Annotated in this window: 14 protein-coding genes; 5 read left to right on the top strand and 9 right to left on the bottom strand. The window is 72.7% G+C overall.

Annotation, left to right across the window (positions count from 1 at the left end; genetic code table 11):
• Window positions 1-96: 96 nt before the first annotated feature.
• Both ACFUUZ_RS20350 and ACFUUZ_RS20355 read right to left on the bottom strand, forming a co-directional pair.
• Complete coding sequence (locus tag ACFUUZ_RS20350; protein WP_378698502.1) at window positions 97-636, bottom strand: nuclear transport factor 2 family protein; 540 nt, start codon at window positions 634-636, stop codon at window positions 97-99.
• Between the two features lie 643 nt (window positions 637-1,279).
• Window positions 1,280-2,206 (bottom strand): DUF4393 domain-containing protein, encoded by a 927-nt coding sequence (locus ACFUUZ_RS20355; protein ID WP_378698402.1) that lies wholly within the window; start codon window positions 2,204-2,206, stop codon window positions 1,280-1,282.
• 134 nt (window positions 2,207-2,340) lie between these two features.
• Between ACFUUZ_RS20355 and ACFUUZ_RS20360 the strand changes: the two genes are divergently transcribed.
• Complete coding sequence (locus ACFUUZ_RS20360; RefSeq protein ID WP_378698403.1) at window positions 2,341-3,708, top strand: hypothetical protein; 1,368 nt, start codon at window positions 2,341-2,343, stop codon at window positions 3,706-3,708.
• The gene (locus tag ACFUUZ_RS20365) at window positions 3,699-4,577 is read left to right on the top strand and encodes an Abi-alpha family protein (protein WP_378698405.1); all 879 of its coding nucleotides are present in this window, start codon (window positions 3,699-3,701) and stop codon (window positions 4,575-4,577) included. Before ACFUUZ_RS20360 ends, ACFUUZ_RS20365 begins: the two co-directional genes overlap by 10 nt.
• Before the next feature lie 42 nt (window positions 4,578-4,619).
• On the opposite strand, the gene ACFUUZ_RS20370 is transcribed toward ACFUUZ_RS20365, so the two are convergent.
• Together ACFUUZ_RS20370 and ACFUUZ_RS20375 are read right to left on the bottom strand one after the other, a co-directional pair.
• Window positions 4,620-6,428 (bottom strand): ABC-F family ATP-binding cassette domain-containing protein, encoded by a 1,809-nt coding sequence (locus ACFUUZ_RS20370; protein ID WP_378698407.1) that lies wholly within the window; start codon window positions 6,426-6,428, stop codon window positions 4,620-4,622.
• 196 nt (window positions 6,429-6,624) lie between these two features.
• Window positions 6,625-7,554, bottom strand: a complete 930-nt coding sequence (locus ACFUUZ_RS20375) for a 4-(cytidine 5'-diphospho)-2-C-methyl-D-erythritol kinase (RefSeq protein WP_378698409.1) — start codon at window positions 7,552-7,554, stop codon at window positions 6,625-6,627.
• Window positions 7,555-7,705: 151 nt separating this feature from the next.
• Here ACFUUZ_RS20375 and ACFUUZ_RS20380 point away from each other — a divergent pair, with 151 nt between their 5' ends.
• Complete coding sequence (locus ACFUUZ_RS20380; protein WP_378698410.1) at window positions 7,706-7,912, top strand: heavy-metal-associated domain-containing protein; 207 nt, start codon at window positions 7,706-7,708, stop codon at window positions 7,910-7,912.
• The gene (locus ACFUUZ_RS20385; RefSeq protein ID WP_378698412.1) at window positions 7,912-8,805 is read left to right on the top strand and encodes a hypothetical protein; all 894 of its coding nucleotides are present in this window, start codon (window positions 7,912-7,914) and stop codon (window positions 8,803-8,805) included. Before ACFUUZ_RS20380 ends, ACFUUZ_RS20385 begins: the two co-directional genes overlap by 1 nt.
• 36 nt (window positions 8,806-8,841) lie before the next feature.
• On the opposite strand, the gene rsmA is transcribed toward ACFUUZ_RS20385, so the two are convergent.
• The 3 genes from rsmA to ACFUUZ_RS20400 form a co-directional block, all read right to left on the bottom strand.
• Window positions 8,842-9,741, bottom strand: a complete 900-nt coding sequence (gene rsmA, locus ACFUUZ_RS20390) for a 16S rRNA (adenine(1518)-N(6)/adenine(1519)-N(6))-dimethyltransferase RsmA (RefSeq protein WP_378698414.1) — start codon at window positions 9,739-9,741, stop codon at window positions 8,842-8,844.
• Window positions 9,742-9,753: 12 nt separating this feature from the next.
• Window positions 9,754-10,884, bottom strand: a complete 1,131-nt coding sequence (locus ACFUUZ_RS20395) for a transglycosylase family protein (protein ID WP_378698416.1) — start codon at window positions 10,882-10,884, stop codon at window positions 9,754-9,756.
• Window positions 10,885-11,066: 182 nt separating this feature from the next.
• Window positions 11,067-11,897, bottom strand: a complete 831-nt coding sequence (locus ACFUUZ_RS20400) for a TatD family hydrolase (protein WP_378698418.1) — start codon at window positions 11,895-11,897, stop codon at window positions 11,067-11,069.
• Between the two features lie 62 nt (window positions 11,898-11,959).
• Between ACFUUZ_RS20400 and metG the strand changes: the two genes are divergently transcribed.
• Window positions 11,960-13,492, top strand: coding sequence for a methionine--tRNA ligase (gene metG, locus ACFUUZ_RS20405; protein ID WP_378698420.1), 1,533 nt, complete (start codon window positions 11,960-11,962; stop codon window positions 13,490-13,492).
• A gap of 21 nt (window positions 13,493-13,513) precedes the next feature.
• On the opposite strand, the gene ACFUUZ_RS20410 is transcribed toward metG, so the two are convergent.
• Together ACFUUZ_RS20410 and ACFUUZ_RS20415 are read right to left on the bottom strand one after the other, a co-directional pair.
• Window positions 13,514-14,404 carry a trypsin-like serine peptidase gene (locus tag ACFUUZ_RS20410; protein ID WP_378698422.1) on the bottom strand — a complete coding sequence of 297 codons (891 nt, stop codon included), beginning with the start codon at window positions 14,402-14,404 and terminating at the stop codon, window positions 13,514-13,516.
• Window positions 14,405-14,428: 24 nt separating this feature from the next.
• Window positions 14,429-15,628, bottom strand: a complete 1,200-nt coding sequence (locus ACFUUZ_RS20415; protein ID WP_378698424.1) for a S8 family serine peptidase — start codon at window positions 15,626-15,628, stop codon at window positions 14,429-14,431.
• Window positions 15,629-15,635: the final 7 nt, after the last annotated feature.

Genomic DNA, 15,635 nt, shown 5'->3' on the forward strand with positions numbered 1-15,635 from the left:
AGCGGTTCCTAGACAGCTCCACTTCACTACCGGGGGCCTTCACCTGTCACATCGACTCACCCACGTGGGGCAGGACAACCTCCCTGGACATCACAACTAGCCGGTGCCGCCGGGGTCGCGCTGCAGCGGGGCGATGCCGTCCTCGCCCGCGAGCAGCCCCCAGCGGCTGGCGGTCAGCCGCAGGCTGGGCAGGTCGCTGAGCGAGAGCACCACCTCGTAGGTGCGCTCGTAGCCGGTGTGCGCGATGCGCCAGCGGCCGTCGTCGCAGCGCCGGTAGCGGTCGGTGTAGAAGGCGGCGCCGCGCAGCAGCATGTTGTGCGCCGGGATCAGCACGGTATCGGCGAGGTACCAGGTGCCGGTGGCGGTGTCGCCGTCCACGTCGATCTCCGGGTGGTCGCAGCGGTGCTCGGTGATCACGTGCGGGCCGAGGGTGTTGCGCAGGAAGGCGAGGAAGGCCTCGCGCGACTCGAACTGCAGGTACTCGCTGTAGGTGGCGGTCGCCTCCGGGATCATGGTGTCGGCGAACTCGTCCCAGGCCTTGGTGTCCAGGGTGCGCAGGTAGCGGAACTTGAGCCGCTCGATCGCGGCGACGTCGGCGGCCGCGCTGCGGTCCGCGCCGCCGTCGGTGCGCGGCAGCCCGCCCGGGCCGTCGAGCCCGACCCGGGAGAGGTCGGAATCCGCCCCGATCCGAGCGGGCTCGGCGGCCGCCGCACCCGCGTCGGCCCGGCCGTCGCGCGGGGGGCCTGCACCCGCCTCGGCGGCTTGCGACTCCCCGCGTCGGGTGCCTGCACCGGCCTCGGCGGCGGGCGGCTCACCGCGTCGGGTGCCTGCACCGGCCGCCGCAGCGGGCGGCTCCGCGCGTCGGGCTCCGGTGCCGGCCGGGGTGGCCCACTCATCAGCGGAATCCGCGCCTGCGGAGGCGCGCTGCCCGTCTCGCGCGCGGCGCGCGGCTCGGACGGGGCCGGCCTCGGCAGGCGGGGCTTCAGCCGAGATCCGCCCTGCGGCGGCCTGGCCCGCGGGCCCCATCCGCCTGCCGCCCGCGGCGATCGGGCCGTCGCCCTGCGGCCGGTCGGCGGCGGCGGGCCGATCGGTTACGGCGGCCGGGCGCGCGCGGGCGCCGCCCGGGGCACCCGCCCCGCGCGGCTCGGCCGCGCCACCGGCCGTTTCGCTGCGCTCCTGGTCCATGACTCCACGATCCCATCCGCTCGCACCCGCTCGACCGAATCGCGAAGATTTGTATCAGATCGCTATCACCGCGGCGGGCGACGCACCGCGGCGGTCAGGTCGCGATCGTGAAACAGGTGCGGCAGAAGTCCTCGCCGAACTCGGTGAGCCGGAGGCTCTTGCGCACAATCTTCGGCGCCCGCCCCGCCTTCTTCAGCGCCGCCTCGACCGAGGGCTGCACCTCGAGCACCATGTAGCGGCTCAGCACCACCGGGTCGTCCGAGGTCCGGGTGAGGCCGAGCCGGTTCAGGTTGATCAGGTACGCGCGGGACCGGTCCGGGTAGCGCACCCCCGCCTGCTCCGGCACCGAGGTGAGGTCGCCCTGGACCAGCTCGGAGCCGATGCCGAGCGGGCGGTTGGTGCGCACGTCCACCGCGGGCTGCGCGCCGTTCAACGCCATGAAGCGCAGGATCCGCGCCTCGTCGGGGGCGAGCTCGTCCAGGATCCGGTCGTAGGCCGGGTGCACGTCCTCGGTGAAGTAGACGTCGGCCGAGCGGGCCAGCAGCGCGTCGCCGCGGCGGCGCAGCTCCTCGGAGCTGGCCGAGCGCAGGTTCGGCCCGATCACCAGCGCCTGCTGCTGCGGCGGCGCGGCGCCGCCCCCGCTGCCGTTCGGCGTCGGCACGTAGCTGACGATCTCGCGCACCGACCCCTCGGTGACGCCGAGCGCGCTGCGCGCGATCGAGCGCAGCGCATTGCCGGTGCGCTCGGCGATATCGGCGGAGGACTCGCCGTCCAGCGCCGCCTGGGCGATCTCGCGGGTCACCTCGTAGCCGGTGCCGACGGCCCACTGCCCGCCGCGCACCACCGACCCCGCCGCCACCCCCGCGGCCCGGAACACCCCGCGGATCAGCCGCGCCTCGTTGCTGATCTGCCGCTGCTCGACATCGGCGCTGCGCTCCACCTCGCGGCTGCCCGGCCTGATCAGGTTCTGACCCGGTGCGGCCTGCCCGGTGGCGGTCCGTCCGGTTCTGTCGTCTGCCACGTCCTACTCCGAACTTCTCGACCCGCGGATGGAAACCGCCCCCAGAATATTGCCCCGCGCCCGCGACCGGTATGCCGGACCCGCGCATTCGGGCGCACCGTGCGGTTCCGCCGCCGCCCTGGTGCTAGTTTGGGGTGCCGGTGCGGCGGCGATCACTGGTGTGTCGGCAGGAGGAAGTCGTGTTGGAGAGTGCTTTCGGGGTCCATCCGACCATTCTCCTCGAGCTGTTGACCATCCCGCTTTTCACCGGCGTCATCGGCTATATCACCAACTGGACCGGCATCCTCATGCTGTTCCGGCCGATCGCGTTCCACGGCTTCCGGCTGCCCGGACTTCGCGCATTGTTTCCCTACCTGCCCAAGCGAATTCAGATCCTGCCGCTGCTGAGCTACGACGGCAGGCTGGGCTGGCAGGGCATCGTGCCCTCGCGCGCGGACAAGATGGCGAGTATCGCGGTCGACAAGGGGCTCTCGAAACTGGGCAGCGTCTCCGACTTCTATCGCGAGCTGGACCCGGAAAAGCTCGCCGAACATCTCACCCGGGTGGCCGACGCGCAGATCCGCGACATCGTCGAGGAAATCCTGCGCCGCGAGCATCCACAGCTCTGGTTCAACCTGCCCGCGCAAGTGCGCGAGAAGGTGCACGAGCGGGTCAAGCAGCAGCTGCCGGATATTCTCCGCGAACTCACCCTGGAATTGGGCGAGAACATCGATCAGCTGCTCGATGTGAAGCAGATGGTGATCCGCTATTTCCAGGCCAGGCCGCAACTGCTGAACCAGCTCTTCCAGGTGCTCGGCGCCAAGGAACTGCGCTTCATGCAGAATTTCGGCTTCTATTTCGGTGCCCCGATGGGCGTGCTGCTGGTCGGGATCCTGCACCTGACCGGCTGGTCCACCCTGGTGGTGCTGCCGGTCGGCGGCATCGTGATCGGCTGGGTGGTGAACTGGGTCGGGCTGAACATGATCTTCGCCCCGGCCTACCCCAAGTGGTGGTGCCCGTGGCGGCAGGGGCTGCTGATCAAGCGGCAGGGCGAGATCACCGACGGCTACGCCGAGCTGGTCTCCACCCAGGTGATCACGCTCGCCAATATCGGCGACGAGCTGCTGAACGGCCCGCGCTCGGACCGCACCATGCAGATGCTGGAGGACACGCTGCGCCCGGCCGCCGACCGCGCGCTCGGCCCGGCGCGGCCCGCGGTCAAGTTCATGCTCGGCAGCCGCGACTACGACACCCTGCAGAACACCTTCACCAGCGAGGCGATGGCCATCGCGCCGATCGCATTCGCCGATCCGGACTTCAACCAGCAGCAGGGCAAGCAGGTCAACGAGTACATCGCCAAGCAGATGGCGGCGCTCTCACCACCCGACTTCGTGGACATGCTGCGCGCCGCGATCAAGCAGGACGAGTGGCTGCTTTTCGTCCATGGCGGCGTGCTGGGGCTGATTGCCGGATACGCTCATATCCTGGTCTTCGGAACGGGAGTGGCAACCACATGGCTGTGAGCGATCCGGGTACGCCCGAGAGCGGCGGGGTCCCCGCCCGGCAGGACGGCGAACCGGAGGTGCTCGGCGCCCCGCCGCGCCGGGAGATCGCGCTCTCCGGGCAGGCGAAGCGGATCGTGCCGATCACGCCGCGGGAGACCGTGCGCGCCGCCACCGGCGTGGCGCGGGTGGCCTGGACCGCCGCCTCCGAGGTGACCACCTGGACCGTCGACACCGCGCTCGGCGTCACCTCGACCGTTGTCCGGGGCAGCATGGCGGGCAACCCGCCGCGGGAGGTGCTGGCGGAGGCCGAGTCCGAGGTGCGCGAGCGGCTGCGCCGGGTGCTCGGGGTCGACGCCGAGCACGCGGGCGGCGACGGCGTGCCGACGCTGCGCGAGCAGGGGGCCGCGCTGCTCCGGCTCTCGGCCAGCACCAGCGCCGAGCCCACCGAGATCCACCCGGCCTTCGCCCGCATCCTCGCCGAGCTCACCCCGGACGAGGCGCGGGTGCTGCGCTTCCTGCACCTGGACGGCCCGCAGCCCGCCATCGACATCCGGCTCGGCCGCCCGCGCACGCTCGGCTCGGACCGGAAGATCACCGGGATCACGGTGCTCGGCGAGCACGCCGGGCTACGCTTCCCGAACCGGATCCAGCAGTACCAGACCAACCTGCGCAGGCTCGGGCTGATCGAGTTCGACCGGGAGCCGGTCGGCAACCCGAACCGCTACCAGATCATCGAGGCCCAGGCCGCGGTGCGGGACCTGCTCAAGCGGTCCGGGCGCGGAGCCAAGGTGCAGTACCGGAGCGTGCTACTCAGCGGCTTCGGCACCGACTTCGTGCGCACCTGCCTGCCGGTGGTCGTGGACGGGCGCACCGCCGAGTCGAGCTGACGGCTCCGCCGCCCGCGGCCGATCAACGGCTCCCGCGGCCTGCTAGAACTCCTCGGCCAGCTCCATCCAGCGCTCCTCCGTGGTCGCCTTCTCGGCGCTGACCTGAACCAGCTCGGCGTTCAGCGTCGCCAGCCGGTCCGGCTCGGTGGCGGCGGCGAGCAGGGCGTCGTGCAGCGTCCGCTCGCGCTCGGTGAGCTTGTCCAGCGCGCGTTCCAGCCGGGTCAGCTCCTTGCGCGCGGCCCGGTAGGCGGCCGGGTCGACGGCCGACCTCGGCTCCTCGGCCGCGGGCGCGGCAGCCCCCCTGCGCGCGGGGGCGGCGCCGAGCGCGGCCCGCTTGCGCAGGTACTCCTCGATCCCGCCGGGCAGGTTGGTGAGCCCGCCGTCGCCGAAGAGCGCCCAGGTGGAGTCGCAGATCCGCTCGATCAGGTAGCGGTCGTGGCTGATCACCACGAGCGTGCCCGCCCAGTTGTCGAGCAGGTCCTCCAGCTGCTGCAGGGTGTCGATGTCCAGGTCGTTGGTGGGCTCGTCGAGCAGCAGCACGTTCGGCTCGGACATCAGGATGCGGGTGAGCTGCAGCCTGCGCCGCTCGCCGCCGGAGAGGTCGCGCACCGGGGTGCGCTGCCGCGCCGGGGTGAAGCCGAGCCGCTCGGCGAGCTGCCCGGCGGAGAGCTCGTAGCCGTCGCCGAGCTCGATCCGCTGCGCCACCTGCTGCACCGCCTCCAGCACCCGCATCTCCACCGGCAGGTCGTCGAGCTCTTGGCGCAGCCAGCCGATCCGGACCGTCTGGCCCTGAATTCGCTTGCCCGCGACCAGCTCGGCGTCGCCCGCGAGCGCGCGCAGCAGCGTGGTCTTGCCGCTGCCGTTCACCCCGACCAGGCCGACCCGCTCGCCGGGGGCCAGCCGCCAGGTGAGGTCGCGGAGCAGCTCGCGGCCGTCCGGGGTGGCCAGCGCGACCTCCTCCAGCTCGACCACCACGCGGCCCAGCCGCTTGCGCGCGAAGCTCGCCAGCGAGACGCTGTCCCGCGGCTCCGGGACGTCCGCGATCAGCGCCTCCGCCGCCTCCACCCGGTAGCGCGGCTTGGAGGTGCGGGCCTGCGGGCCGCGGCGCAGCCAGGCCAGCTCCTTGCGGGCCAGGTTGCGGCGGCGGGATTCGGTGGCGTCGGCCTGCCGCGCCCGCTCGGCGCGGGCGAAGATCCAGTCGCCGTAGCCGCCCTCGTAGCTCTCCACCTTGCCGCCGACGACCTCCCAGGTGCGGGTGGCGACGGTGTCGAGGAACCAGCGGTCGTGGGTGACGACGACGAGCGCGCTGCGCCGGGAGAGCAGGTGCTCGGCCAGCCACTGCACGCCCTCGACGTCGAGGTGGTTGGTCGGCTCGTCCAGGACCAGCAGGTCGAGCTCGCGGACCAGCGCGGCGGCCAGCGCGACCCGGCGGCGCTCGCCGCCGGAGAGCGACCCGACCGAGGTCTCCAGGCCGAGCCCGGCGATGCCGATGCCGTCCAGCACGCCGCGGATCCGCGGGTTGGCGGCGTACTCGTGCTCGGCCAGCTCGCCCGCGTGCACGCCCGCCTCGTCGGCGAGCCCGGCCAGCACCACCGAGCCGACCGTCGCGCCCTCCGGCAGCACGCCGCGCTGGGTCACCACCGCCATGCGCAGCCCGCCCACCCTGCTCACCCGGCCGCCGTCCGGCTCCTCCAGCCCGGTCAGCACCTCAAGCAGGGTGGTCTTGCCGCCGCCGTTCAGGCCGACGACGCCGATCCGCTCCCCGGCGTGCACACCGAGCGAGACGCCGTCGAGCAGCGGCTTGATGCCGAAGCTCTTCGACACCTGCTCCAGGTTGATCAGGTTGGACATGGATCCTTCCGGGGAAACGCGGGAAACCGACGGTCCAGATTACCGAGCGGGCGCTCGGGGCCGGTGAGCGCGGGGCTCCGGGGTCCGCTCCGCGGCATCGCCGGGCACCGGTCCTACTGGACGCATCGGCACCGGCAGCGCAGCCGCGGCTCGGGCGAGCCCCCCCACCCGCGCCCGCCGCGCCGAATGATCGGCGCTATTTCGCGTCCTCGCCGGGGACGATGCGCGCGCCGGGGACCGGGCCGGTCGCGGTGCGCACGCTGCGGCAGACGCCTGCCCCCGCGAGTTCGGCGGCGACGGAGACCGCGGCGTCCGCGCTCTCGCAGAGGAAGGCGCAGGTCGGCCCGGAGCCGGAGACGATCCCGGCCAGCGCACCCGCGGTGACCCCGGCGCGCAGGGTGCGGCGCAGCTCCGGCTTCAGCGAGAGCGCCGCCGCCTGCATGTCGTTGCCGAGCAGCGGCGCCAGCACCGCGGCATCGCCGCCCGCGAGCGCCTGGATGAGCTGCTGCGGCTCGCCGAGCCGCGGCGGGTCGCCCTGCGCGCGCAGCCGGTCCAGCTCGGCGAAGACCGCTGGCGTCGAGAGCCCGCCCTTGGCCAGCGCGAGCACCCAGTGGAAGGTGTTGCGGGCCAGCACCGGGAGCAGCCGCTCGCCCCGGCCGGTGCCGAGCGCGGTCCCGCCGTGCAGCGCGAACGGCACGTCGCTGCCGAGCTCGGCGGCGATACCGGCGAGGTCGTCCCGGCCGAGCCCGAGCTCCCAGAGCGCGTCCAGCCCGACCAGCGCGGCCGCCGCGTCGGCGCTGCCGCCCGCCATGCCGCCCGCCACCGGGATGCCCTTGCCGATGGCGATCTCCACCAGCGGCGCCCGCCCGGCCAGGTGCGCCAGCCGCACCGCGGCCTTCCAGACCAGGTTGGTGCGGTCGGTGGGGACGTCCGCGGCGCCCTCGCCGGAGACCTTCACGGTGAGCGAGCCCGCCGGGGCGATCCGGACGTCGTCGGTGAGCGAGAGCGCCTGGAAGACGGTGGTGAGATCGTGGTAGCCGTCCTGGCGTAAGTCGCCGACGCCGAGATGCAGGTTCACCTTGGAGGGTGCGCGCACGGTGAGGGGGCTCGGGACAACTGACAGCACGGTAGCCGAGCCTAACCGCTGCCCCGGCCGGACGCCCGGCCCCCGCGCATTGCGGTTCGATACCGGGCGGGGGTATCGTCGGAGTTCGGGATACCCCCGGGCAGTATCGCCCCGCCGGTGTCCGACCCATCCGACGAGCACAGGAGCCGAGATGCCGAGCACCACCTACACCGTCACCGGGATGACCTGCGGCCACTGTGCCGCCGCGGTGAAGTCCGAGATCGGCAAGATCGATGGCGTCACCGGGGTGGACGTCGACCTGGAGTCCGGCGCTGTGACGGTGGCGAGCACCGGCGCGCTCGCCGACGACGCCGTGCAGGCCGCCGTCGACGAGGCCGGTTACGAGGTCGCGCGCTGATGTCCGACCGGCTCAAGCTCGCAGGCTTCGGGGTCGCGCTGGTGGCGGTCTTCGCGGTGGCGCTCGGCATCGGCAAGCTCGCGGCGCCGGACTCCGAGCCCGCCGCGCCCGCCGCCGCCCCCGGCCTCGCGGACAGCGCCGACGGGTACACGCTCACCGCGATCGAGGCGCCCGGCGAGCCGAAGGCGCCCGGCGCGCTCCGCTTCCGGATCACCGACCGGGACGGCGCCGCGGTCACCCGCTTCGCCACCAGGCACGACGAGAAGCTGCACCTGATCGTGGTGCGGAGCGACGGCGCCGGGTACCGGCACGTGCACCCGGCCATGAGCCCGGACGGGGTCTGGTCGATCGACTGGAGCTGGGCCGAGCCGGGCAGCTACCGGGTCTTCGCCGACTTCGCCCCCGAGGGGGCGGACGAGCTGGTGCTCAGCCGGACCGTCGAGGTCGCGGGTGCGGTCGCGCCGCAGCCGGTGCCGCCGCCCGCCGCGGTGGCGCGGGTGGACGGGTACGAGGTCACGCTGACCGGTGACCTGAGCACCGCGGGCAGCGAGCTGCGCTTCACGGTCCGGCGGAACGGGGCCCCGGTCACCGATCTGGAGCCGTACCTCGGCGCCTACGCCCACCTGGTCGCGCTGCGCGCCGCGGACCTGGCCTACCTGCACGTGCACCCGGAGGGCGAGGTCGGGCGCACCCCGCCCGGACCCGAGGTCGCGTTCCACGCGGAGGCGCCGAGCACCGGCGACTACCTGCTGTACCTGGACTTCAAGCACGGGGGCCGGGTGCACACCGCGGAGTTCACCGCCTCGGTGGCCGAGCAGCCGTCCGATGACGGGCACGGCAACGAGCACGGCTCCGGTTCCGGCGAGCACGGGCACGGGCACGGGCACGGCTGATCGCCCGCGGGCCTGCGCCGGGACGGCGGCCGCGATTCAGCCCTGTTCCGCCAGCCGGACGTAGGCGGCGGTGTCCAGCGTCTCCCCGCGCGCGGCGGGATCGATCCCCGCCGCGCGCAGCCTGCGCTCGGCTTCGGCGGCGGACCCCGCCCACCCGGCGAGCGCGGCGCGCAGCGTCTTGCGGCGCTGAGCGAAGGCGGCGTCGATCACCGGGAAGACCCGCGCGCGGTGCGCGGCGTCGGTGGCCCACGGCGGCTCGGCGTAGCGGTCGATCCGCACCAGCCCGGACTCCACCCGCGGCACCGGCCAGAACACCTGCGTCCCCACCGCGCCCGCCCGGCGCACGGCCCCGAAGAACCCCGCCTTCACCGACGGCACCCCGTACACCCGGCTCCCCGGCGGCGCCGCCAGCCGATCCGCCACCTCGGCCTGCACCATCACCAGCGCGGTGGTCAACCCGGGCAGCTCGGCGAGCAGGTGCAGCAGCACCGGCACCGCGACGTTGTACGGCAGGTTCGCCACCAGCGCGGTCGGCGCGACCGGCAGCTCACCCGCGCTGACCCGCAGCGCGTCGGCCCGCACCACGTGCAGCCGCTCGGCCAGCTCGGGCGCGCGGTCGACGACGGTGCCGGGCAGCGCCGCGGCCAGCGCCGGATCGATCTCCACCGCGACCACGCTGCGCACCACGTCGAGCAGCGCCAGCGTCAGCGACCCGAGCCCCGGCCCGACCTCGAGCACGGTGTCCCCCGCCCCGACGCCCGCCGCGGCGACGATCCGCCGCACGGTATTGGCGTCGTGCACGAAGTTCTGCCCGAGCTGCTTGGTCGGCCGGATGCCGAACCGCTCGGCCAGCACCCGCACCTCGGCCGGGCCGAGCAGCGCCGCCTTCCCGCGCGCACCGGAGTCGGACTCGGGGTTACCTTCGGGTTCGGGCACCCCGGGAACCTATCAATCGCCGATGCCGAGCCGAGCGGTGCAGGCGGGCCAGGCGCCCCAGCCCTGCCGCGCCCTGGTCACCTCGGCGATGGCGATCTGCTCCTCGCGGGTGGCCAGGTCGGCGCGCGGCGCGTACTTGGTGCCGCCCTGCCGCTCCCAGGTGCTCTGGTCGAACTGGATGCCGCCGTAGTAGCCGTTGCCGGTGTTGATCGACCAGTTCCCGTTGGCCTCGCACTTGGCGAGCGCGTCCCAGACCGCGCCGTCGCGCACCGGAGGCACCTCGGTGCCCGGCTTGGTGCCCTTGCGCACCGTCTTGGGCTGCGCGGGCACGCTGACCGTGGCGCCGACCTGCTCACGCCCGATCTCCAGGCCGTTCACGGTGGTCACCGCGAAGGTCACGTCCTGAACGCCGGGCACGCCCTTGTTCTCGACGACGGTGCGGCTCTGATTCAGCTCCGGATCCTCGATCACGGTCTCCGGCGGCGGCAGCGGCATGGTCTCGGTGCGCTGCTCGGTCCTGGTGCGGGTGACGGTGACCCGCATGCCGTCCACGAGCGGGGTGGCCGCGGCGGGCTCGACGGTGTCCTGCTGCTGCAGCGGCACGCCCGCGACCCGGAGCAGCTCGCCCACGGTCGGCGCGGCCAGCCGCAGGTCGACGGCGGCGGCGCCCCCGTCGGCCAGCGACACCGCGCGCGGGCTCGCGATCTGCAGCGAGCCGCCCGCCAGCGGCAGCCGGTCGCCGCGTTCGGGCCAGACGTACATGTCGGCGGGCACGTCGAGCTGGGCCAGCGCGTCCCCGGCGGTGAGCCCGGTGGTCCAGACCTTCTCCGGCTTGCCGTCGATCGAGAGCTCGATCTCGCGGGCCCGGTTCACGGTGATGGTGGCGCCGTCCGAGAGCCCGTTGCCGACCCCGGGCAGGACGAGGTCGCGGTCGCTCAGCTCGAACCCCGCGGCGCGGAGCACGCCGCCGACATCGGTGGACATCGTGGTGAAGATGGTCTGCTCGCCGTCGACGACGATGGTCACCGTCTTGCGGTTCACGATGGCGAGCGCCGAGCCCACGATCAGCGTGAGCAACAGGGCGGCCACCGCGCTGTACAGCAGCGGCGAACGCGACCGGTTGATCCGCGTGAAGTGCGACATGGTCACAAGACGGTAACGAAGCGAGCCGCTCTCGGCAACCGCGCGAATCTGAACAGCGTCCTTCCAGGTCACGGCGCGATATCGCAGCCGCAGGTAGATAACGCCCCGGTCGCGATGAAAGTGACCCAGGACACACTACAGTTTTCGATCATGAACAGCCGGAAACCCCTGAGGGTCGGCGGTTACCGCAGCCGGTACACCCGCCTGGCATTGGCGGTGCTGATCTCGGCCAGCTCCGCGGGGTCATCGCCGCGCACCTCGGCCAGCGCCCGCACCGTGTACGGCAGGCAGTAGGACTCGTTCGGCGCGCCCCGGAACGGGTGCGGCGTCAGGTACGGCGCGTCGGTCTCGACCAGCAGCTGCGCGGCGGGCACCACCTGCGCCGCCTCCCGCAACTCGTGCGCGTTCTTGAAGCTCACGGTGCCGGAGAAGCTCAGCACGTACCCCTCGGCCACGCAGGCCAGCGCCATGTTCGTGTCGCCGGAGAAGCAGTGGAAGATGACCGTCTCCGGGGCGCCCTCGTCCAGCAGGACGGCGAGCAGGTCGTGGTCGGCCTCCCGGTTGTGGATCATGAGCGGCTTGCCCAGCCGCTTGGCCAGGTCGATATGCCAGCGGAACCCCTCGACCTGGGTCTCCACGTCGGCGCAGCCCTCCAGCTTGCCCGGCCAGTAGTAGTCGAGCCCGGTCTCGCCGACGGCGACCACCCGCGGGTCCGCCGCCAGCCGCTCCAACTCGGCCTTCGCGGCATCGTCGAGCGCGTTCGCCCGGGTCGGGTGCAGCGCGACCGCCGCGTACACCCGCTCGTCCCAGTGCGCGGCCTCGACCGCGAACCGCGCGGCCGCCAGGTCGTCGGCGACCGTCACGATCGTGCCGACCCCGACCGCGGCCGCCCGGTCGGCCAGCGCAGCGACGCCCGCGGGGTCGGTGGCGCCGCAGGCGTCGATGTGCGTGTGCGCGTCCACCAGCGGCGCGAGCGGCTCCGGCGGCTCCGGCGCGGGGCGCGTACGGCTCATCGGGGGCTCCGGGCGATATCGAGGGGAAGCGGGGCAGGCACGCGCATTACAGTAGACACACCATGAGCGAAGCCTTCTACCTCACCACGGCCATCGCCTATCCGAACGGCGCTCCGCACATCGGGCACGCGTACGAGTACATCTCGTCGGACGCGCTCGCCCGGTTCAAGCGGCTCGACGGATACGACGTCTTCTTCATGACCGGCACCGACGAGCACGGCCAGAAGATGCAGCAGACCGCGCAGGCCGAGGGCGTCCCGGTGGAGGAGCTCGCCGCGCGGAACTCCGACGTCTTCGAGGCCATGGACAAGGCGCTCGACATCTCCTACGACCGCTTCATCCGCACCACCGACAGCGATCACCTCGCCGCCAGCGTCGCCATCTGGGAGCGCATGCTCGCCAACGGCGACATCTACCTGGGCAACTACTCGGGCTGGTACTCGGTGCGCGACGAGGCGTTCTACACCGAGGAGGAGACGGAGCTGCGCGACGGCGTCCGCTACTCCACCGAGACCAACACCCCGGTCACCTGGACCGAGGAGTCGAACTTCTTCTTCCGGCTCTCCGCCTACCAGGACCGGCTGCTCGCGCTCTACGAGGAGCACCCCGAGTTCATCGCCCCCGCGACCCGGCGCAACGAGATCATCAGCTACGTCAAGGCCGGGCTCAAGGACCTCTCCATCTCGCGCACCACCTTCGACTGGGGCGTCCCGGTCCCCGGCCACCCGGACCACGTCATGTACGTCTGGGTCGACGCGCTCACCAACTACCTCACCGGCGTCGGCTTCCCGGACACCGAATCCGAGTCCTACCAGCGCTTCTGGCCCGCCGATGTGCACATCATCGGCAAGGACATCACCCGCTTCCACACCGTCTACTGGCCCGCCTTCCTGCTCTCCGCCGGGCTGGAGCTGCCGAAACGCGTGTTCGTGCACGGGTTCCTGTACAACAGGGGCGAGAAGATGTCGAAGTCGGTCGGCAACGTCGTCGACCCGCTCGCCCTCGTCGAGACCTACGGCCTGGACGCCGTCCGCTTCTTCCTGCTCCGCGAGATCTCCTACGGGCAGGACGGCAACTACAGCCACGAGGCCATCGTCGGGCGGATCAACACCGACCTCGCCAACGAGTTCGGCAACCTGGTGCAGCGCAGCCTGAAGATGGTCGCCCGCGACTTCGCCTCCGTCGTCCCGACGCCCGGCGAGTTCACCGCGGAGGATCAGGCCCTGCTCGACCGGGCCAACGGGCTGCTCGAGCAGGTGCGCGCCGAATACGACGGGCAGCAGCTGCATCTCGCGCTGGAGCTGCTCTGGTTGACGCTCGGCGAGGCGAACAGGTACTTCTCGGCTCAGCAGCCGTGGGCGCTGGCCAAGGCGGGTGACACCGCCCGCGAGGGCACGGTGCTCTACGTGACGCTGGAGGTCGTGCGGATCGTCGCGATCCTTGTCCAGCCGGTGATCCCGGGCTCGGCGGGCCGGATTCTCGATCTGCTCGGGCAGTCGGGTCGGAACTTCGCCGACCTCGCCGTCCCGCTGGCCGCGGGGGTGCAGCTGCCCGAGCCGGAGGCGGTTTTCCCGCGGTACGTCGAGCCGAAGTAGCCGCCGGTCAGGGCGGTGTCGTCACGGCCGCATGTGGGTCAGCCCGTGCTGGATGACGTCGACCATCCCCCTCCCCCCGGCGAACACCACGCGGGTGGGGTCGAGGCCGTCCTTCTCCTGCCCGCTGCACACCCCCACCACGAACGGGTTGGGGGTGTGCACCCACAGCGGTCCGCCCGACCAGCCGGGGCCGAGGTCGGGGCGCAGCGCGAACTCGAGCTCCTTGCCCGGGCTGTCGTCATCGATGTCGCGGATGCCCATGTTCAGCTCGACGGCGGGACGCCCACCGAAGGTGCCGGGGTAGCCGGAGGAGACGTAGCGGTGGCGGGAGTACTCGTCCTCGTCACCCCACGACTGCGAGCCCATCCAGCCGAGCACGGTGCCGAGCGGGTTGAAGAGCTTGCAGATGACGTAGTCGTAGCCGGTGGGGCCGTTGCCGCCGGGGTTGAAGCCCCAGTAGCTCTGCACGAACGAGGAGCCGAAGGGGCGGTCGCCGAGGCGGAAGGCGGGGACGAACTCCATGCTCCAGCTGCTCGCGCCCCACGGCGCCACGTGGCCCGCGGTGAGCATCAGGTTGGGGCCGACCAGGACACCGCTGGCGCGCGAGCCGTCGCCGTTCAACACGATGCCGACGGTGCACATGGGGTACAGCATCGGGTTGGGTTCCTCGTGCACGAGCGGCTCGGCGAAGACCTGGCCGTCGAGGGTGAAGGTCTCGGCCACCGCGGGCTCGGCGTAGGTCGCCCACGGCGGGCGGTACGGGGTGGTGGTGGCCGCGCCGCCCGCGAGCGCCGCGGCGGGGTCGACGGCGTGCTGCGCCTGGCCGGGGATCGCGTGCACGAGTCGGCGGATGTCGGAGGGGATCTCGGTGCGCTCGAGCAGGCGGCCGGGCGCGGAATCGATGGTGGTCATGATGTGCTCCGTGCGGAAGGGTGCTCAGGACTGGGGGGCGCGGACGAGTCCGGCGCCGATGTCGGCGGGGTCGGTGTCGGGGGCGAGCCCGTCGAAGGTGGCCTCGCCGATCAGCTTGGCCTGCAGGACCAGCGGGGCGAGCCTGCCCTGCGCGGCCAGCTTCTGTGCCCACAGCGCCGCGACGCCTGCGACGTGCGGGGTGGCCATGCTGGTGCCGCTCATGCTCTCGATGCCGCCGCCGAGGCCGGCGCTCTCGATGTCGACACCGGGCGCGGAGACGGTCGCGCGGGCATTGGAGAACGGCGCGACGGCCTGGCCCCGCGGGGTGCGGCCGAGCGCGCCGACGGCGATGATGCCGGTCGCCGCGGCGGGCGGGGCGACGTCGATCTCGAACGGGGGCGTGCGGTGCCTGCCGCTCTCGTTGCCGGTGGCCGCGACGACCATCGGCTGGCCGACCCCCGCGGTGAGGAACTGCGACAGCGTCTCGAACAGTTTGATGTTGGCGGTGTAGGCGCGCAGCGCCAGTGAGGTCGCCACCGGGATCGGCAGGCGGCGCTCGGTGACCAGGCCTTCGACGTAGCCGGGGAAATCGATGCCGAGCGACATCGAGATCACGTGCGCGCCATTGTCGCGCGCCCACAGGATCGCCTCCGCGATCGTGTCGCTGCCGCCCCCGCCGGGGCCGAGGACCTTGCCGATCAGCGCCCTGGTCACGCCGCGCGCGACGCCGATCCGCGTGCCGCCGACGTCGCGGCCGAAGATCGTTCCTGCGCAGTGCGTGCCGTGGCCGTTCTTGTCGTGCGCCGACCCGTTGCCGGTGAAATCCTTGGTGACCAGGGTGACGCCGGTGAAGGCCGGGTGGTCAGGTTCGATGCCGGTGTCGAGCACCGCGACGGTGATGCCGGTGCCGGTGAACGGGGAGGTCGTCGCGCCGACGGCGGCGACGCCCCAGGTCGGCCCGGCCGCCGCGGGCGCGGGGCCGCCGCGTGCGGTCGGCTCGACGAGCCGCATCGGCATCGCCGGGCCGAAGCCGACGACGGTCGGATCGGCGGCGACCGAACGCAGCGTCGCCGGGGTGATCTCGTCGATGTCGACGCGGACGTCGGCGGCGGTCTCGGCGGGCAGGGCCGCGGGGCCGATATTGGGTTCGGGCAGCACCGCGCGGGCGGGGGCGCGCAGCACGATGAGTTTCTCGCCCGCGAGAACATGGGTTGGACCAGGCATGATGTCT

This window comes from Nocardia sp. NPDC057353 (assembly GCF_042667085.1).
Classification (GTDB): Bacteria; Actinomycetota; Actinomycetes; order Mycobacteriales; family Mycobacteriaceae; genus Nocardia.